At 60.1% G+C, this 17,227-nt stretch carries 16 protein-coding genes and 3 tRNA genes; 15 read left to right on the top strand and 4 right to left on the bottom strand.

What is annotated here, in order from left to right; genetic code table 11:
* Nucleotides 1-207 precede the first annotated feature (207 nt).
* The 10 genes from Q1B40_RS23885 (at nucleotide 208) to Q1B40_RS23840 (ending at nucleotide 12,000) form a co-directional block, all read left to right on the top strand.
* Nucleotides 208-1,350, top strand: a complete 1,143-nt coding sequence (locus tag Q1B40_RS23885; protein WP_299820991.1) for an ABC transporter substrate-binding protein — start codon at nucleotides 208-210, stop codon at nucleotides 1,348-1,350.
* A gap of 88 nt (nucleotides 1,351-1,438) precedes the next feature.
* Entirely contained in the window at nucleotides 1,439-2,314 is an 876-nt protein-coding gene (locus tag Q1B40_RS23880; protein WP_299820788.1) for a branched-chain amino acid ABC transporter permease, read from the top strand.
* A gap of 9 nt (nucleotides 2,315-2,323) precedes the next feature.
* On the top strand, nucleotides 2,324-4,840 hold the full coding sequence (locus tag Q1B40_RS23875) for a branched-chain amino acid ABC transporter ATP-binding protein/permease (protein WP_299820987.1): 2,517 nt from the start codon (nucleotides 2,324-2,326) through the stop codon (nucleotides 4,838-4,840).
* On the top strand, nucleotides 4,837-6,075 hold the full coding sequence (locus tag Q1B40_RS23870) for an amidohydrolase family protein (protein WP_299820785.1): 1,239 nt from the start codon (nucleotides 4,837-4,839) through the stop codon (nucleotides 6,073-6,075). The genes Q1B40_RS23875 and Q1B40_RS23870 overlap by 4 nt, the downstream gene beginning before the upstream one ends.
* Before the next feature lie 347 nt (nucleotides 6,076-6,422).
* Nucleotides 6,423-7,352: a ubiquinol oxidase subunit II gene (gene cyoA, locus Q1B40_RS23865; protein WP_299820782.1), complete on the top strand. Its 930-nt coding sequence runs from the start codon at nucleotides 6,423-6,425 to the stop codon at nucleotides 7,350-7,352.
* Nucleotides 7,352-9,391, top strand: coding sequence for a cytochrome o ubiquinol oxidase subunit I (gene cyoB / locus Q1B40_RS23860; protein WP_299820778.1), 2,040 nt, complete (start codon nucleotides 7,352-7,354; stop codon nucleotides 9,389-9,391). The genes cyoA and cyoB overlap by 1 nt, the downstream gene beginning before the upstream one ends.
* Nucleotides 9,391-9,996, top strand: a complete 606-nt coding sequence (cyoC, locus tag Q1B40_RS23855) for a cytochrome o ubiquinol oxidase subunit III (protein WP_299820775.1) — start codon at nucleotides 9,391-9,393, stop codon at nucleotides 9,994-9,996. Before cyoB ends, cyoC begins: the two co-directional genes overlap by 1 nt.
* Before the next feature lie 11 nt (nucleotides 9,997-10,007).
* Nucleotides 10,008-10,313, top strand: a complete 306-nt coding sequence (cyoD, locus tag Q1B40_RS23850) for a cytochrome o ubiquinol oxidase subunit IV (RefSeq protein ID WP_299820772.1) — start codon at nucleotides 10,008-10,010, stop codon at nucleotides 10,311-10,313.
* Between the two features lie 51 nt (nucleotides 10,314-10,364).
* A complete protein-coding gene (locus tag Q1B40_RS23845; RefSeq protein ID WP_299820769.1) occupies nucleotides 10,365-10,628 on the top strand; it encodes a hypothetical protein in 264 nt (87 codons plus the stop codon).
* 625 nt (nucleotides 10,629-11,253) lie between these two features.
* Nucleotides 11,254-12,000, top strand: coding sequence for a 1-acyl-sn-glycerol-3-phosphate acyltransferase (locus Q1B40_RS23840; RefSeq protein ID WP_299820766.1), 747 nt, complete (start codon nucleotides 11,254-11,256; stop codon nucleotides 11,998-12,000).
* Between the two features lie 121 nt (nucleotides 12,001-12,121).
* Here Q1B40_RS23840 and Q1B40_RS23835 read toward each other — a convergent pair whose 3' ends face one another.
* Both Q1B40_RS23835 and Q1B40_RS23830 read right to left on the bottom strand, forming a co-directional pair.
* On the bottom strand, nucleotides 12,122-12,337 hold the full coding sequence (locus Q1B40_RS23835; protein WP_299820763.1) for a hypothetical protein: 216 nt from the start codon (nucleotides 12,335-12,337) through the stop codon (nucleotides 12,122-12,124).
* A 55-nt stretch (nucleotides 12,338-12,392) separates the two neighbouring features.
* Nucleotides 12,393-12,578 (bottom strand): YdcH family protein, encoded by a 186-nt coding sequence (locus tag Q1B40_RS23830; RefSeq protein ID WP_299820760.1) that lies wholly within the window; start codon nucleotides 12,576-12,578, stop codon nucleotides 12,393-12,395.
* A gap of 123 nt (nucleotides 12,579-12,701) precedes the next feature.
* On the opposite strand from Q1B40_RS23830, the gene Q1B40_RS23825 reads away from it, so the two are divergent.
* Nucleotides 12,702-13,637, top strand: a complete 936-nt coding sequence (locus Q1B40_RS23825) for a LysR substrate-binding domain-containing protein (RefSeq protein WP_299820757.1) — start codon at nucleotides 12,702-12,704, stop codon at nucleotides 13,635-13,637.
* 282 nt (nucleotides 13,638-13,919) lie between these two features.
* On the opposite strand, the gene Q1B40_RS23820 is transcribed toward Q1B40_RS23825, so the two are convergent.
* Nucleotides 13,920-13,995, bottom strand: a tRNA-Thr gene (locus Q1B40_RS23820).
* A 210-nt stretch (nucleotides 13,996-14,205) separates the two neighbouring features.
* Between Q1B40_RS23820 and Q1B40_RS23815 the strand changes: the two genes are divergently transcribed.
* Nucleotides 14,206-15,318 (top strand): YHYH protein, encoded by a 1,113-nt coding sequence (locus Q1B40_RS23815; protein ID WP_299820754.1) that lies wholly within the window; start codon nucleotides 14,206-14,208, stop codon nucleotides 15,316-15,318.
* A gap of 46 nt (nucleotides 15,319-15,364) precedes the next feature.
* On the opposite strand, the gene Q1B40_RS23810 is transcribed toward Q1B40_RS23815, so the two are convergent.
* On the bottom strand, nucleotides 15,365-16,201 hold the full coding sequence (locus Q1B40_RS23810) for an RNA methyltransferase (protein WP_299820751.1): 837 nt from the start codon (nucleotides 16,199-16,201) through the stop codon (nucleotides 15,365-15,367).
* Between the two features lie 400 nt (nucleotides 16,202-16,601).
* Between Q1B40_RS23810 and Q1B40_RS23805 the strand changes: the two genes are divergently transcribed.
* From Q1B40_RS23805 to Q1B40_RS23795, 3 genes are all read left to right on the top strand, one after another.
* Nucleotides 16,602-16,686 (top strand) — tRNA-Tyr (locus Q1B40_RS23805).
* A gap of 20 nt (nucleotides 16,687-16,706) precedes the next feature.
* Nucleotides 16,707-16,780: transfer RNA gene (locus tag Q1B40_RS23800), tRNA-Gly, on the top strand.
* Between the two features lie 265 nt (nucleotides 16,781-17,045).
* Nucleotides 17,046-17,227, top strand: a 182-nt coding sequence (locus Q1B40_RS23795; RefSeq protein WP_299820748.1) for a GTP-binding protein, incomplete at its 3' end; no start/stop codon positions are given.

The raw sequence follows: 17,227 nt of genomic DNA, 5'->3' as shown, positions 1-17,227 counted from the left end.
AAATATTGCATGCAATTTGTGCGGTGCCTTGGAATCCGAGTGACTGGATTATGGTCGTTTTCTGTTAAGTCATTGAAAAACATAGATTTCGAATTTCTGGCACAGCACTTGCGACAGAAGTGGCGTTCGGACGTGTCGTCCGGAAGACCAGAGGAGTCTCATATGAAATCCACACGCATTTTTCCGAAGGTGACACGCCGCGCTCTCATGTCGGGTGTTGTCGGCCTTGCGGTTCTCACGGGGCTTCCAGCCTTTGCGGAAGACACCATCAAGATCGGTCTTGTCGCCGCGTTGAGCGGCCAGTCGGCCAAGTCCGGTCAGGCGATCACCCGGGGGCTTACGATTGCCATCGACGAAATCAACGAAAAGGGTGGCGTTCTGGGCAAGCCGCTCGAGCTTGTCAGCCGCGACGACGAAAGCAATCCCGGCAAGGGACTGGTCGCAGCCCGTGAACTCGTGCAGCGCGAAGGCGTGGCCGCACTGATCGGCGGTCTCGATACGCCGGTGTCCTTTGCGATCGTTCCATTCGCCAACCAGTCGAAGGTGCCGTTCGTCGGCCCCTGGGCCGCCGGAACCGGCATCACCAAGAACGGTGCCGAGGAAAACTATATTTTCCGCGTTTCCGCCGTCGATGAATATGTCGACGAAGCCATCACGGAATATCTCATCTCGAACTACGGCTCCAAGAAGCCGGGCATGATCCTCATCAACAATCCCTGGGGTGAATCCAACGAGAAAGGCCTTCTCAAGGCGCTGGAAAAGCGCGGCATGGATCATGCCGGCATCGAAAAGTTCGAATCCAACGACGTTGACGTCGTGCCTCAGCTGACGAGGCTCAAGGAAAACGGCGCCGACGGCCTCTTCGTGGTGGCCAATGTCGCGCCGACCGCGCAGGTGGTCAAATCCCTCGACCGGATGGGCTGGGAAGTTCCCATGGCCTCGCATTGGGGACCGTCCGGCGGCCGCTTCACCGAACTGGCAGGCAAGAGCGGCGAGAAACTGCACTTCATTCAGACCTACCTGTTCAGCGAAGGGGATCCGAAGGGGGAAGCGATGTTCGCCAAGCTCCAGGAAGCCTTCCCGGAAATCGAGACCATGGCCGACGTGACCCCCGCCACGGGGATCGCCAATGCCTATGACGCCATGCTGCTTCTCGCGGCCGCAATCGACAAGGCCGGCTCCACGGACGGACCGGCGATCCGCCAGGCGATGTACGAAATCGAAAACATCGAGGGATTGATCAAGACCTATACCGATCCTTTCTCGCCTGAGGATCAGGACGCGATTTTGCCGGAAGATTATGTCTTCGCGCATTTCGTCGAGGGTGAAATCATTCCGATCAAGAAGTGATGCCGGCGCCTCCCGCAGCAGCCTGCGGGAGGCAGCCTTTACTCCAGGGGGGGCACGGATCCCCCGTACCAATTTCCAGGAAACGCCCATGACCCTCTTGATCGCCGCGCTCGTCACCGGCATCGGCCTTGGAAGCATGTATGGCCTGATCGCCCTCGGCTTCCAGATCACCTATTCCGTGTCGTCCACGGTCAATTTCGCCCAGGGCAGCGTGGTCATGCTCGGAGCCGTTCTCGGGTATGTCTTCACCGAGCGTCTGGAGATCAACTGGATGCTTGCCTATCCGCTGGCGATCCTGTGCTGCGGTCTCTTCGGTATTCTGGTGGAGATGCTTCTGGTGCGGCCTTTCGTGGAGCGCAAGTCGGAAGCGTGGCTGATGGCCACCGTCGCCGGGGGCATTTTTCTGGACAATGCCGTTCTCTTTTCCTTTGGCAACGAACCCCGTTCGCTGACGTCGCCGCTGGTGCAGTCGGCATGGCAATTCGCCGGAACGGGCATCTACCCGCAGCAATTGCTGATCCCGCTGGCGGCGGTTGGCGTTGCGCTGGCGTTGCATTTCCTCTTCCGCAAGACCCTGCAGGGAAGGGCGCTGCTCGCCGTGGTCCAGAACACCCAGGCGGCCCGTCTCATGGGCATCAACACGACGCTGATGGTGTCCGGCTCCTTTGCGATTTCCGCCATGCTCGCAGGGTGCGCGGGACTGTTGATCGCACCTCTGTTCTCCGTCCATTCGGACATGGGAACGCTGTTCGGTCTGAAGGCTTTCGCGGTTGCGATCCTCGGGGGCATGACCTCCGCGTCGGGCGTGATGCTGGCCGGGTTCATCTTCGGCGTCACGGAAGCGCTGGTGACCGCCTATCTCGGGTCTTCCTCCACCTACATCGTTGTTTTCGGCCTCGTCATCCTGGCGTTGACCTTGAAGCCGGACGGGCTTTTCGGGCGTCCCGCGGTCCAGAAAGTCTGAGGTTCCATGATGCGATTTACCAACCAGCGGGCTTACCTGGACGTATTTCTGCTCGTCCTGACGGTTGCGGGATGCGGAGCGGCGCTCGTGAGCGGTGGGTACACCCAATTCGTGATCGGCCTTGTCGCGCTGACCACGATCCTGGGTGTCGGCCTGAATGTTCTTTACGGGCTTACAGGCCTCGTTTCACTAGGACAGGTGGGCTTTTTCGCGATCGGGGCTTACGGGGTCGGCATCCTGACCCTGTGGGGCCTGAGCTTCTGGCTGGCCCTGCCTGTCGCAGCCCTGATTGCCGGTGCTGCCGGCGTCCTTCTGGCAATTCCGGCCGTCCGGATGGCCGGACCGTTCCTGGCGATGGTCACGATTGCCTTCGCCTTTATTGTCGAACACGGGGCCGTCGAGTGGCGCTCACTGACCGGCGGACAGAACGGCCTGATGGGATTTCCCATGCCTGAACTGGCCGGGTTCGTGTTTTCCGAGCGAGAACTCGTGCTCCTTGCCATCGTGCTTGCCGGTCTGTCGCTCTACCTGTTCAGGCGTCTTGCCGACAGCGGCTGGGGCATGGCCATGACGGGGATCAGGGACGCGGAGCTTGCCGCATCCTCCCTCGGTTACCGGCCCTTCGTCGTCAAGGCGGCTGCGTTCGCCATTGCCGCCGCGATGGCCGGCCTTGCCGGCGGTCTTTTCACGCCGCTGATGATGTTCATCGCACCGAGCAATTTTCCCTTCTCCCAGTCGATCCTGTTCCTGTTCGCCATCCTGATCGGCGGTGCCGGAACGGTACTGGGGCCGCTTGCGGGCGCACTGGTCACGGTTCTTCTGCCTGAATTTCTGTCTGGCCTTGCCGAATACCGTCTGCTCGTCTTCGGCGGTCTGCTGGTCGGCGTGCTGCTGATCGCCCCGCGGGGCCTCGTCGGGACGCTTGCCGCGTTTCTTCCCGGAGCGGCCCGGAAGACTTCCGCGCTTTCGGAAGATGAAATCGGAACGTTCCTGAAGGTGGATGGTTCGCCCGGGCCGCTGGAGATCAGAAACCTCGGCATTTCCTTCGGCGGTGTGCGGGCGGTCGACGGGGTTCACCTGGATATCCGGCCGGGGGAAGTCACGTCCCTGATTGGCCCGAACGGGGCGGGCAAGACGACCGTTCTCAACATGGTCAGTGGATTTTACCGCCCGAGCGAGGGGGATATCCTGCTGGGCGAGCGCAACCTTGCGGGTGCGCCGGCCCATGCGGTCGCCAGAAACGGTATCGCGCGCACCTACCAGACGACGAAACTCTTCGAGAATCTGTCGGTGGAGGAAAACGTGGTGTCGGGCCTGCCGCGCGGCGCACCGGGCAACCCGTGGTCGGATATCCGCTCGAAGGAGAACCTTGCTCTTGCGGCCGGGTTGCTGCGCTTCTGCGGCTATCGGGGGGCGCTGGAAAAGCGCGCAGGGGACCTGCCTCACGTGGACAGGCGTCTGGTGGAAATTGCCAGGGCACTTGCGACGAAGCCCGTGTTCCTGCTTCTGGACGAACCGGCCGCCGGGTTGATGCGTGCCGACAAGGAGGCGCTCGCCGGGCTGTTGCGCAGGATCGCGGATCTCGGGATCGCGGTCGTGCTTGTGGAACATGACATGAGCCTTGTCATGGGGATTTCCGACCGCATTCAGGCCGTCGATGCGGGCAAACCGATCGCTTATGGCAACCCGGAGGAAATCCGGACAAATGCGGCGGTGATCGCCGCTTATCTCGGCGAGGGCGGCACCGCGTCGTTCAAGCGCGAGCAGCCGCTGACAACGGAAGAGACACCCGTCGTCTCCACGCTGGGCCTGACCGCAGGTTATGGGGCGGCGCCTGTCCTGAAGGATGTCTCGCTGAAAGTGCGGCAAGGCGAGATGGTGGCGCTGCTGGGGGCAAACGGTGCCGGCAAGTCCACCTTCCTCAGCGCCCTGTCCGGCCTGCATAGGCCGGTATCGGGCACCATCATCCTGAACGACGAACAGGTGCAGACGCTGCAACCGCATGAACTTGTCGGCAGGGGGCTTGTCCTTGTTCCCGAAGGCCGCCAGGTCTTTCCCGAACTCACGGTTCTGGAGAATATCGAACTCGGGGCCTACAATCGGCGCTCCGAAATGTCGCGCAGCGAAATCGCCGCGCATCTGGACCGCTTTCCCCGCCTGAAGGATCGGCTGACCAGCCGTGCAGGACTGCTGTCCGGCGGTGAACAGCAGATGATGGCCATCGCGCGCGGGCTCATGGCAAGGCCCAAGGTGCTGTTGCTGGACGAGCCTTCGCTTGGACTTGCCCCTGCAATGATCGACGAACTCTACGCCATACTCGGCGAATTGCGGGACGCCGACATCACCATTCTCCTTGTCGACCAGGTGGCGACCATGGCGCTGGCGGTTGCCGACTATGCCTATGTGCTGGAACAGGGACGGATTGTCTTTGAGGGCAAGGCTGCAGACCTTGCTTCCGATCCCCGTTTGACCACGGCCTATCTGGGGGGCGGGGAAGCCGCAGCTACTTCGGAGGCGCGGGCGTGAGTGAATTCGTCATCCGCAACATCCGCATCGGCAACAGGGCTGAGAGCGTCGACATTGCCGTCTCCGGCGAGCGCATCAGCGATATCGGCTCGGACCTTGGGAGTGGGGCGAAAACACTCGAAGGCAACGGGGCGATGCTCATCCCCGGCTTCGTGGAAAGCCATCTTCATCTCGACAAGGCGTGCATACTGGACAAATGCCACAATGAAACCGGCACCCTGGAAGGGGCAATCGCCTCAGTCGGAGCGGCGAAGAAATCCTTCACGCAGTCGGATATTCATGCCCGGGGCAGGAAGGTCCTCGAAAAGGCCATCGTGCAGGGAACCAACGCAATCCGGACCCATGTGGAAATAGACCCGGGCATCGGGCTCATGGGCCTTGAGGCGGTGTCGCAGCTCAAGCGGGATTTCGCCTGGGCCCTGGACCTTCAGATCTGCGTTTTTCCGCAGGAAGGGCTCACCAACAACCCGGGAACGAAGGAATTGCTTGAGGAAGCTCTGGTGAACGGGGCGGACCTGTTGGGCGGCTGCCCCTATACCGATAGCGACCCGAATGCCCAGATCGCCATCCTGTTCGAGATGGCCAGGCGGTTCGACGTCGATCTCGATTTCCATCTGGACTTCGATCTGGACCCTAAATGGCGGCATCTCGACGAGATCGCCCGGCAGACCGTGGCGCACGGCTGGCAGGGGCGCGTGGCCATAGGGCATGTGACCAAACTGTCGGCTATGCCCGGACCTCAGCTCATGGACGCCGTGGCTCTTCTGAAAGATGCGGGCATTGCCCTGACAGTTCTGCCCTCGACCGACCTGTTCCTGATGGGCAGGGACAGCGGGCACCTGGTGCCGCGCGGTGTCGCGCCGGCGCATGTCTTTCATCAGCACGGTGTCTGCTGCACGGTGGCGACGAACAATGTTCTCAATCCCTTCACTCCGTATGGAGACTGTTCGCTCTCCCGCATGGCAAATCTTTACGCCAACATTCACCAGCTCGGCACGGAACCGGAACTGGAAGCCTGCTTCGACATGGTCACCTCGGCGCCGAGACGCCTGATCAACCACGAACGTGGTATCGAGGTGGGGGAGGAGGCGACTTTCGTTGCGCTGCCGGCCGACTGCGGGATGCAGGTCGTGTCGGAAATCGTCCGTCCACTCTGGGGGATGAAAAGCGGGCGCATGACCTTCGAGCACGCACCGGCCCGGATTTTCGCACCCGGATCCCTGGACGGGGCCTAGCGCGGAGCCAAAGCCTTCCGCAGCGAAGCAAAAGAACGCCAGGCGCGCTATCGCTTTAGGATCGATCAACTTTTCTGCTTTCATGCGGTTTCAAATGAGCGGAGGTTGATCTAGGGTTTTGCCAGTCAGTGAAACGATTCCCTCGGCAGTTCATGCCGATTGCATTTTGATTTTGTACAGCGCCGCCGTATCTCTCCGCGTTTTCGAGTAAGCGAGATCACTCCGGCCTGTCCTGGAGCTTCCAGTGTTCGCAAGAACGCCGATCAAGGCTCCAGACGTTTTGAACCGGTCGCATTTTCTGCTTTCATGCAAACCTGCATCGAAGCAGCCTGATCCAGGGGTGGGAAATGATCGAAGCAAATTCCGGGCGATCGGTCCGCCGTTCCTTTAAGCCGTTTGCAGCCGTCCTGCTTTTGGCCGCGGGCGGCCTGCTTCAGGGCTGCGGCCTGTCCGATGCGCCTGTGCTCTTTCCGAAGGGGCCGATCGCGTTGGCGGAACGGGACCTTCTGTTCACCGCCTTCGCCATAATGATGATTGTCGCCATTCCGGCGATCGTCCTGACGCTTTTCTTTGCCTGGCGGTACAGGAAGAGAAAGAACGGGGCGGTCTATACGCCGGAGTGGGACGGGTCCTGGGTCGTCGAGGCGGTTGTCTGGCTGGTGCCGGGGGCCATCGTCGTGGTGCTCGGGACGCTGGTCTGGACGCGGACTCACGAATTTGATCCCTACAAGCCTATTGTCTCCGACAAGCCGGCCTTCAGGGTGCAGGCGGTGGCGCTCGACTGGAAGTGGCTGTTCGTCTACCCGGAACTGGGTATCGCCAGCGTCAATGAGCTTGCCTTTCCCGCCGACCGGCCGCTTTCCATCGAAATCACCTCCGATACGGTGATGAACTCGCTGATGATCCCGGCGCTCGGCGGGCAGATCTATGCCATGGCGGGCATGCGTTCGGAGCTCAATCTCCTGGCCGACGGGCCGGGTGTCTTCACGGGACGCAACACGATGTATTCCGGCGACGGGTTCTCCGACCAGCACTTCAAGGCGCATGCCCTGGACGAAAACGATTTCACCGCCTGGAAGGAAAAGGTCGCCGCATCGCCCGATGTGCTCGACGCGAAGACCTATCTGGAGCTTCACAAGCAAAGCGTCGCCAATCCTGTGACCTATTATTCGTCGACCGAAGCCAAGCTGTTCGAAATTATCCTGCGCAAATACGCGCCGATTATGGGCCCGTACGAAAGTGAAGCGGCCGAACTTATCTGCCGGGGGGCTGCCTGATGCTTGGACGTCTGACTATGGATGCGCTGCCGTTCTATTCCTGGGTCGCCATGGGCGGGGCAGGCGTCACCGTATTGGGTGGCATCGCGGTGTTCCTGCTCATCACCTATCTGCGCGCCTGGAAGGTGCTGTGGACGGACTGGCTGACCAGTGTCGATCACAAGAAGATCGGCATCATGTATGTGGTGCTGTCGCTTGTCATGCTGGTGCGCGGCTTTGTCGATGCGCTCATGATGCGTGCCCAGCAGGCCGTGTCGCTCAACAGCGAAGGTTATCTGCCGCCGGAGCATTTCGAGCAGATCTTCTCCTCGCACGGCACGATCATGATCTTCTTCGTGGCCATGCCGTTTCTGACCGGGCTGATCAACATCGTCGTGCCGCAGCAGATCGGCGCGCGGGACGTCGCCTTTCCGTTCCTCAACTCCGTCAGTCTGTGGCTGACGGCATCGGGCGCCGGACTGGTTCTTGTGTCACTGGTCGTCGGCAAGTTCTCGCAGGCCGGCTGGACGGGATATCCGCCCTATTCGGGGATCGAGTACAGCCCCGGCGTCGGTGTGGACTACTGGCTCTGGGCGCTGATCACCAGCGGGGTCGGCAGCACGCTGGCCGGTATCAATTTCATTGTCACCATCTTCAAGAACCGCTGCCCCGGCATGAGCTTCATGCGCATGCCGATGTTCACCTGGACGGCGCTGTGCGCCTCGATCCTGATTGCCTTCGCCTTTCCCGGCCTGACGGTCGTTGCCGGCCAGCTCGTTCTGGACCGCACGCTCGGCTTCCACTTCTTCACCAATGGCGACGGCGGCAACATGATGATGTTCGCCAACCTCCTGTGGATCTGGGGCCATCCTGAGGTCTATATCCTGATCCTGCCGGCCTTCGGCATCTACTCCGAAGTGGTGGCGACCTTTTCCCGCAAACGGTTGTTCGGCTACACGTCGCTGGTCTATGCGACCGCCTGTATCGCGCTGCTGTCGTTCACCGTCTGGCTGCATCACTTCTTCACCATGGGTTCCTCGTCAAACGTGAACGCGATCTTCGGCATCGCCACGATGATCATCGCGGTGCCGACAGGGGTGAAGATCTTCGACTGGCTGTTCACCTTGTATCGGGGCCGCATCGAGTTTCATCCCGCCATGGTGTTCACCATCGGCTTCATGGTGACCTTCGTGATCGGCGGTGTGACCGGGGTTCTGCTGGCCCTGCCGCCCGCAGACTACCTGATGCACAACTCGACATTCCTGGTGGCGCATTTCCACAACATGCTCATACCCGGCGCTCTGTTCGGCTATTTCGCCGGGTTGAACTACTGGTTCCCCAAGGCGTTCGGTTTCAAGCTGGATGTCAAATGGGGCATGCGCTCCTTCTGGTTCTGGTTCATCGGCTTCTATCTCGCCTTCATGCCGCTCTATGTGCTCGGGTTCATGGGCATGAGCCGGCGCATGGAGCACTATGCCGACCCGACCTGGCAGCCTTACCTGATCGTCGCAGCGCTCGGCGCACTGTGTGTCCTGTGCGGCATCGTCTGCATCGCCGTGCAGCTCTACGTCTCGGCGAAGAAATGGGGATCGGCGCGCGACATCACCGGCGATCCTTGGAACGGCCGCACGCTGGAGTGGGCGACCTCGTCGCCTCCGGCTGCCTACAACTTCGCGGTCCTGCCGCAGGTCGAGGACATCGATGCCTTTCATGACATGAAGATCCAGGGCGTCGCCTATAAGGTGCCGGACCACTACGAGGACATCGTCATGCCGAAGAGTTCGTGGTTGGGTCCGATCCTGGGCGGTCTGGCCTTCGTGCTCGGGTTCGCCATGGTCTGGTACATCTGGTGGCTTGCCGCCCTGTGCCTGGTGCTGAGCCTTGTGTGTGTCGGCATCCGCTCCTTCGACGATGAATGCGATTACATCCTGCCGGCTGACGAGGTCGAACGGATTGAAAAGGCCCGGCTGGAACAGATCACGCCGGCGGACCTGCATGACATGCGTGATTTTCTGCCGGTCGGCCCGGCGTCGGGCGAAATTCTGCCGGGGAGGGCGTAATGACTGACACGGCCATGGCAAGCGACCTCCTCGAGGAGGAAGAGAAAAAGTCCCTGCTATCGCGGGAATTCGGCTTCTGGGTCTATCTGATGACCGACGCCATCATCTTCGCGCTGCTGTTCGCGACCTATGTGGTGCTGTCGAAAAACTCCGCCGCCGGCCCGACATCGAAGGATGTCTTCGACCTGCGTCACACGGCGGGGGAAACCGCGCTTCTGCTCATTTCCAGCCTGACCTTCGGCATGGCGACCATCGCGATGGCAAGGGGGCTCAGTGGCCGGGTCATCATGTGGCTGGTGGTGACCGCTCTTCTCGGGGTCGGCTTCCTGGCAATGGAGATGATGGAATTTCACGGCATGATCGCCAAGGGCGCGGGTCCTGACGTCAGCGGCTTCCTGAGCGCTTTCTTCACGCTGGTCGGAACCCATGGCCTGCATGTCACCTTCGGGACGCTCGGCATCCTGGTTATGATCGTCCAGATACCGCTGAAAGGCCTGACGCCGCCGGTGCGCTCGCGGCTTTTACGGCTCGGCCTCTTCTGGCACTTTCTCGACATCGTCTGGATCGGGATCTTCTCGGTCGTTTACCTGCCCGGCGTCATGTAGGAGCCAAGACAATGAACCACTCCGCAGAACGCAGCGTCTCGACCTATCTCACCGGTTTCGTCCTGGCGATCATCCTGACGGCCATCCCCTTCGGCATTGTCTGGGGTGGTCTGCTGACAGGCACGGCCGTCTACGGGGTCATCGCGGTCGCAGCCATCCTGCAGGTGCTGGTGCACCTCGTCTTCTTCCTGCACCTGGACCTGAAATCGACGCCGGCGGAAAACCTGTTCTTCCTCGGTTTCGCAGCCGTCCTGATCGTCATCATGGTCGGCGGAAGCCTGTGGATCATGTTCGACCTGCATCACCGGATGATGTAGAGGGCCGTCCGCAGGCCTGTGTCAGTTTTTGCGCATGGAAAGGGAAGCAGGATGCAGATGATACGTATGCCGATTGTATTCTTCGCAACGGTCCTTGCATTCGGAGTGCCGACAGTGGCTCTTGCCGACTGCGCCGCCGATATCGACAAGGTCGAGAATGCCATAGACAACACCGAGCGGTCGGGGATCGACGTGACCGTCGCGGAGAAGATGCGCGTTCTGCTGGACGAGGCGACGAAAGAGCACCGTGCCGGGAACGAAGCCAAATGCCAGGACCTGATCAATCAGGCAAAATATATGGGCGACGTGGAATAGATTTCCGCTGACCAGTCAGCTGGGTTGACCTGCGCGGTTCACGGCTAACGGCCGGAGAAGCTCAACGAATGTGTGTTGGAAACAGGCTTTTGAAGATCCCGGGACGGTCGTGGCCGGGACCGGGGAATGCCACGACGCCCTGATACCTTCCGAAGCAAGGGCACGTCGTCCGGCCCGGCGCAATCGCGGCATCCACCGCATCGGTTTTCGCGCCGGTGTCGAGCTTTTACGTCTGAAAATTCGTTTTTTGCTGGCGCGACGGGCTCCTGCCGAGGCTTGCCCCGGCTGGACAGATCCACTCTAAATTGCTTGGATTCGCGGTGTTGATGGCGTGGATGCGCACTCTTTCGGGAATGACTCGACACAGAAGCATTGCGACATCTTGAACGACATCGGACGAAGGCAGCTATGCCTTCAGCGCGGTTTCCTGTAGTAAGGGTACCAACGACTTGGCAAGTCAATCAATGCCCGTCACCGGAATTCGACCAAAACTCAATCTGCGAATTCAAAAAGTGGCTTGTTTATTCAACAAAAACACCAATCGAGGCAAGCTTTGCAATTCTTAATGTCGGCGCGATCCGCCTCAATCTCACTGGCGCACTATCTGTATAACGGAAAGCTGCGCATGAGACGGTCGGTTGCGACGCAATATGTCCGCTCAAAGATCTTCAACGTTCTGCTGGCGGCCTGGACGGTGCTTTTCGCATTGCCCATCCTGTGGGACGCGATCGTGACACTTCGACCTGACACCATCCGATGGATAAGCAGGCGCTGGGCGCATGGGTTTCTGTTCCTGTGTCGGTACGTCCTCAGGGTAACCTACAAGGTCGAAGGCCAGGAAAACCTGCCGGAAGAACCCTTTATCATAGTCTCAAATCACCAGTCGGCCTGGGAGACTGTAGCTTTCCTGGTTCTGTTTCCCGATGCGAACATCATTGCTAAGGACAGCCTCTACCAAATTCCGGTGTTCGGCTGGTATTTGCGCCGCTCACCGATGATGAAGGTCATGCGGGACCAGCCGGGCAAGAACATCCGGAGCATCATCAAGGGGGCCAAACAGTCCGCTGAAGAAGGCCGGAGCGTTGCGATTTTTCCGGAAGGCACCCGGACGCCTGTTTACGGCCGCCAGAAATACGAAAGAGGCCTGTCCGTCATACAAAAGGCAACCGGTTATCCGCTTGTGCCTGTGGTTCTGAATTCCGGTGTTTTCTGGGACCCGAAATATCACATGATTTACGATGGTGAGATCACCGTCCGCTATCTCCCTGCAATTTCTCCATCGTCCAATCTCTACAATGACCTGGACCTCGTCGAGAACGACATAAACCTGCAAAAGGACCAATTGGCCAAAGAACTGGATTTGGACAGTTAGTTGGCTCAGGCGAACGCATGAAAGTCCTGCAAGCGGGTATGTCCCTGCGCCTTGACGTCTGCGACGAGATCCGGACTGCGCGGCGCAGGGGGCTGTCTTACCAACCTTACCACACACGACTCTACTGGATGGGGTGTTCAGCTACGCCTGCCAGTTCGCGCTGAACCTTCGACCGTGCAGCCTTGATGTTGTCGAGTACCTGAGGGCTGGTGTCGCTCGCCTGCTGTTTCTCCGCCAGGAACGTTGTCATGCGCGCATCCAGGTCGCGCAGGCGGGTTGTCGTGCGATTTCGCGGCTGAACCGCCGAAGGCGGAATGAAAAAGAACGGCCAGAACATGAAAGGTCCTTAGCTCCTCGAAGTTTCAGGAAAGGGGACGCTGTGTCTGCCTGCGTCAGGAAGCCAGCCTCTGGGGGCGCAAATGCGTCTCGACCCGCTCGATCTCGTCGCGCAGACGCAGCTTGAATTTTTTCAGTGAACGGATGTGCAGCATGTCAGGGTAGGGACGCATTTCCTCCCTCCGGATCAGACCGTCCAGAGTGCTGTGCTGACTGCGCAAGGATTTCAAACGGTTGTGCATGGTTGTCTCCTCATCAACTTCGGCGTCTTGCCGACACTCCGGATATGGGGACCATGTGTTGATAGGTGAAATACATTGTTTATATTGTGCAGATAGAGAAAAACTATCAGTTGAGATCTCGACATGCGTTTCCGGCCATCTCCGCGCCAGCTGGAGTATTTCGTTGCCCTCGCCGGGTCGCTGCATTTCGGACAGGCCGCTGCCTCCTGCAATGTCTCGCAACCGACCTTGTCGTCCCAGTTCAGGCTGTTGGAAGATCAGCTCGGATCGGCTTTGCTCGAGCGGGGGAGCGGCGCGATACGTCTGACTGCGGCGGGCCAACGGCTGCTGCCGCTGGCAAGGCGGGCCCTGGAAGATCTGGACGAAATCGTGACGGCGGCGCAAGCCGGCCAGGCGAATCTCGGCGGACTGATCCGTCTGGGGGTGTCCCCCACATTCGGGCCGTATTTCATGCCGCAACTGCTGCCCGCTCTGAAAAGCGCTTATCCGGGACTGGAGCTTTACATTCGGGAAGACAGGCCGAATTCCCTGGAAGACGGTCTCGCGGCCGGCACCTTCGACTGCATTCTCACACCCGACATCACGCCGTCGGACCAATGGGACGCGAGGGTGCTGTGCCGGGAGACCGTGCTGCTGGCCGTGCCGCGGACCCATCCGCTCGCCGGATTGGAGGTCGTGCCGGTCTCCTTGTTGAAGGGAGAGAAGCTGCTCGCGCTCGGGCAGGGGTTTCGCCTCTATGACGACGTTCAGGCTCTTGCCCGTGCGGCCGGTGCAGACTTTCGCAGGGATTACGAGGGAACGAGCCTCGATGCGCTTCGCCAGATGGCCTCCATAGGCATGGGGCTTGCCTTGTTTCCAGCCGCCTATATCGCCTCGGAGTTCGGCAAGGAGCCGGATCTTCTCCTGAAACGGATCGAAGGCATGACCATGCAGCGCCTCATCTACCTGGTGTGGCGGCGGGGAAGTTCCCGAACGGATCATTTCGAAAAGCTGCTGGACCTGGCGCTGCAGACGGCACGGGGCATGAACGTGGAAGGCGTGAGCGTCGAGCCGGGTTGAACCGGGGCCTGCTCGTTCTGTGGACCTGTCACGTTTTCTTTCCGGCCCCATTCAGACAGTCGATCATTTCCGGGCGGACGTCAGCTTTCCTCATTTCAGCGAAGTTGGTCGTTTGCCGTACAATGTCGATCTGTCTTCATAACCACACACGGTGGCATGCTGAAAATCAGGTGCTGGGATTCATCGCAGCATTGCAACAATTCGGGTTATCGGAAACCGAATTTGCTGAATAACTGCGTGCCACTCGAAGTGGTGCGCTATACTATGAAATTTGAGGGAAAATGGTGCCGGCAGCAGGATTCGAACCCGCGACCCCGAGATTACAAATCACGTGCTCTACCAGCTGAGCTATACCGGCGCCGGGGAGGCTTCTAACAGATTGGCCGCGCTTGTCCATGCCCCAAAACGAAAATATCTGATCTGGCCACAAAAATTCAATGTCTTACCGGAATTGCGGGGTCTCTACAGTCCCTGCTGAAAATACGGGTGGCTTGCCGGTATTCACTCCTGTGAGCCATGGTTATAGTGTGAAATTCGAGAAACGCAGCCAGGGAGCGGGGATTTCTGTATGGCTTGCTCTGACACCGTATTGCGGGGACTGGCCGCCGCCGTCCTGTTGTCTTCCGTCGTTTCAGGTGCCGCCGCGCACGATATCAAATCCTGCAAATGCGAGACCGGCTGTTATACGCAGGAGGTCGACAAGCTGTCCTGTTCCGGCGGCAAGGCACGGTTTTCGTCAAACGGTCTGCCTGGGCCGAAAGATCCGCTCATGCGCGGGATTGTCGGCACCAACCAGCAATTTCCAGCCGTTCACAATTACGAATTCGAGATCCTGCTCGACCCGGAGCTTGCCGCGCGCCCGACGCCGACCGATGCGGGGCCGGTCGGGGTGGCGGTCAATGGCGTGCCGATCTTCGATCCGAGCACGCAGGGGCCGGCCGACCGTTCGACGGGAAAGCGCCCGAGCGCTTTAGAAGCCGGGGAGCTGGATGTCTGCGGCGGTCATGCGGGTCGGGGAGACGACTATCATTATCATATCGCGCCAAAATGCCTGATCGAGGATCTCGGACCGACCTGGGTGGAGGACGACAAGAAGCCGGTCGGCTACGCCATGGATGGTTTTCCGATTCTTGCCCTCGGCTGGTTCGATCAAAGCAATTCCGTTGAAGCGCAACTTGACCGCTGCCGGGGCATGAAGGATGCGTCGGGGGCGTATTTCTATAATGTGAAAACGACCTCGAGCTGGGATGTTCTCAACTGTCTGTCGGGGACACCGCAGAATTTCGCGCGCGACAGCTGGGAGCACCGGGTGGACCGCACGGGCAAGGAAATCACCGGCCTGCCGATTCGTTTCGCCATCCGCGACAGTTCGCGAACCTCCCACGGAAGTGACGTTTGCCATGTGATGACCGGCTTGCTTCAGGGCGAGCAGATCCTTCAGGACGATGGCAGCGCGCGGCCGATTGAGGCACAGGAAGGTGCGTTGTTTTATTGCAACAAGGCTTGCTACGGGCTGTTCTTCGAAGCGGACAGGAGCCAGAGATTCGGGGGACGCGCGATCTATTACGATCATATCGCCTCCGGCTGTCCGTCCGGGTTCGACGTCTCCGGTCTGAAGACGTTCACGCCCTATGACGGACCGGCACAAAGCCGCAAGGGACCACCGCCGACGGGGCGTTGAGCGCCAGCTTTGAAGCGGAGATACGGCGTGCCACCGGCAGCCAGGATCACAGCCCCATTTTCATCCGTGCCACATACAATGACAGCACGGCGGCGTTGGAGACGTTGAGGGAGCGGATCTCGCCGGGCATGTCGAGGCGGGCGGTGAGGCCGCAGGCCTCGCGCACACCGTGACGCACGCCTTTTCCCTCCGAGCCGAGCACCAGCACGGTCCTGTCGGTGAAGGGCGTGTCCTCCAGGCTGGCGGTGCCGTCACTGTCGAGGGCGATGCAGCCGAACCCCTCGTCGTTCATTTCCGCGATGAAGCGCGCCATGTTCTTCACGCGCACATGTTTGATCATGTCGAGGGCGCCGGAGGCGGATTTGGCCAAGACGGAGCCTTCTTCAGGGGCATGGCGTTCGGTGGTGACCACCGCGTCGGCACTCAGCGCGACGGCGGAGCGCAGGATGGCGCCGACATTGTGCGGATCGGTGACCTGGTCGAGGGCGAGCACAAGTCGGGCGCCCGTCAGATGCTCCGGGCCATAGGCGGGCAGGGGATCGGCTTCCAGAATCATGCCCTGGTGCACTGCATCCTTTGTCACCATCCGGTCGAGTGCTTTCGGCATCATGGGTTCGACAGGCACGTCTATGGTGACGCCGCGCTCCTCAAGACGCCGCTGGGCGTTTTCGGTGGCATAGAGTTTCAGCCGCTTGCGGTCGGGATTCGCGAAGGCGGCTTCCACCGTGTGCAGGCCATAAAGCAGGACCGGGCCTTCCGGCGGCAGGCCGGGACGGCGCGGAGCCGGTTTGCCGCCGCCCTTCTTGTAATGACCCGCTTTGGAACCGCCCGCTCCGTGACCTGGTCGGGAGCGCGGCCGCGCTGATTTGCTGTTTTCCGTCATGGCGCAGATCTAGCGGGTAAAAGCGGCAAGGGGAAGAGGCTGAAACGTCCCGAGGCGCGTGGCCGCAGGTTTTCAGGACGAGCTTCAACCTGTAAAAAAGAAGCTGGCCGGTTGTCCACAGCCGGAGGTGAAAACGCGGCCGGGCCGCAATAAAATAACCTTGGTGGGTGACAGGCTGCCGGGATCGGGGCACTCTTTGAATGTCGGTTGCCGGAGCAATCCCCAGCGCGCGAAGCAGCTGTTTCGGGCGTCTCCCTGATTTTGTTCATTTCTTTGCAAAATCGGCGTTGACAGGGCAGGTCGTCATCTGCATAACACGCGCCACAGGATTGCTCGCCCCATCCGGGCGGGTTCTCAGGTCAAGCCATCCTGATTGCTTCGGCGTGAAGCAGGACGAGATGGAGGAGTGCCCGAGTGGCTAAAGGGGACGGACTGTAAATCCGTTGGCTATGCCTACGTTGGTTCGAATCCAACCTCCTCCACCATCGTACTGATTCCTTGTTGTGCGGGTGTAGCTCAATGGTAGAGCAGCAGCCTTCCAAGCTGACGACGAGGGTTCGATTCCCTTCACCCGCTCCATCATGGGTGTTGATCGGAGTGTCCGGAACGGAAAGTTCTTCCGCCCGGAAATCCTGACCGGATCAGCCTGTTTTCATGTGGGCTCACGTGAAGGCGTCAGGCTGATCGACCCTAAAGTTGCGGAGTGTCCAATCGCCTGCGATCGGACGCTCCGGAAGTTCTACGGGAAGCAATTCGTCGCTCGCGGATCTGTCCAAGGCGCCGGAGCGCGTCCCGCTCGAGCCTTTTATCGACCGACCCGAGTAGTGGACAGAGAGCGACGCCGATGGCGAAAGAAAAATTTGAGCGCACGAAGCCGCACGTTAACATTGGCACGATTGGCCACGTTGACCACGGCAAGACGACGCTGACAGCTGCAATCACCATGACGCTGGCTGAAACCGGCGGTGCGACAGCAAAAGCTTATGACGAGATCGACGGCGCGCCTGAAGAAAAGGCCCGCGGCAT

This window comes from uncultured Roseibium sp. (assembly GCF_947496995.1).
Taxonomy (GTDB): domain Bacteria; phylum Pseudomonadota; class Alphaproteobacteria; order Rhizobiales; family Stappiaceae; genus Roseibium.
The sequence above is the reverse complement of the archived record's forward strand: the minus strand, read 5'-3'. Positions and strand labels throughout refer to the sequence as shown.

Bases quoted from the DNA above. Each gene is read 5' to 3' on its own strand.
- Q1B40_RS23885 (WP_299820991.1), top strand. From the start codon at position 208: ATGTCGGGTGTTGTCGGCCTTGCGGTTCTCACGGGGCTTCCAGCCTTT.
- Q1B40_RS23880 (WP_299820788.1), top strand. From the start codon at position 1,439: ATGACCCTCTTGATCGCCGCGCTCGTCACCGGCATCGGCCTTGGAAGC.
- Q1B40_RS23875 (WP_299820987.1), top strand. From the start codon at position 2,324: ATGCGATTTACCAACCAGCGGGCTTACCTGGACGTATTTCTGCTCGTC.
- cyoA (WP_299820782.1), top strand. From the start codon at position 6,423: ATGATCGAAGCAAATTCCGGGCGATCGGTCCGCCGTTCCTTTAAGCCG.
- cyoB (WP_299820778.1), top strand. From the start codon at position 7,352: ATGCTTGGACGTCTGACTATGGATGCGCTGCCGTTCTATTCCTGGGTC.
- cyoC (WP_299820775.1), top strand. From the start codon at position 9,391: ATGACTGACACGGCCATGGCAAGCGACCTCCTCGAGGAGGAAGAGAAA.
- cyoD (WP_299820772.1), top strand. From the start codon at position 10,008: ATGAACCACTCCGCAGAACGCAGCGTCTCGACCTATCTCACCGGTTTC.
- Q1B40_RS23845 (WP_299820769.1), top strand. From the start codon at position 10,365: ATGCAGATGATACGTATGCCGATTGTATTCTTCGCAACGGTCCTTGCA.
- Q1B40_RS23840 (WP_299820766.1), top strand. From the start codon at position 11,254: ATGAGACGGTCGGTTGCGACGCAATATGTCCGCTCAAAGATCTTCAAC.
- Q1B40_RS23835 (WP_299820763.1), bottom strand. From the start codon at position 12,337: ATGTTCTGGCCGTTCTTTTTCATTCCGCCTTCGGCGGTTCAGCCGCGA.
- Q1B40_RS23830 (WP_299820760.1), bottom strand. From the start codon at position 12,578: ATGCACAACCGTTTGAAATCCTTGCGCAGTCAGCACAGCACTCTGGAC.
- Q1B40_RS23825 (WP_299820757.1), top strand. From the start codon at position 12,702: ATGCGTTTCCGGCCATCTCCGCGCCAGCTGGAGTATTTCGTTGCCCTC.
- Q1B40_RS23815 (WP_299820754.1), top strand. From the start codon at position 14,206: ATGGCTTGCTCTGACACCGTATTGCGGGGACTGGCCGCCGCCGTCCTG.
- Q1B40_RS23810 (WP_299820751.1), bottom strand. From the start codon at position 16,201: ATGACGGAAAACAGCAAATCAGCGCGGCCGCGCTCCCGACCAGGTCAC.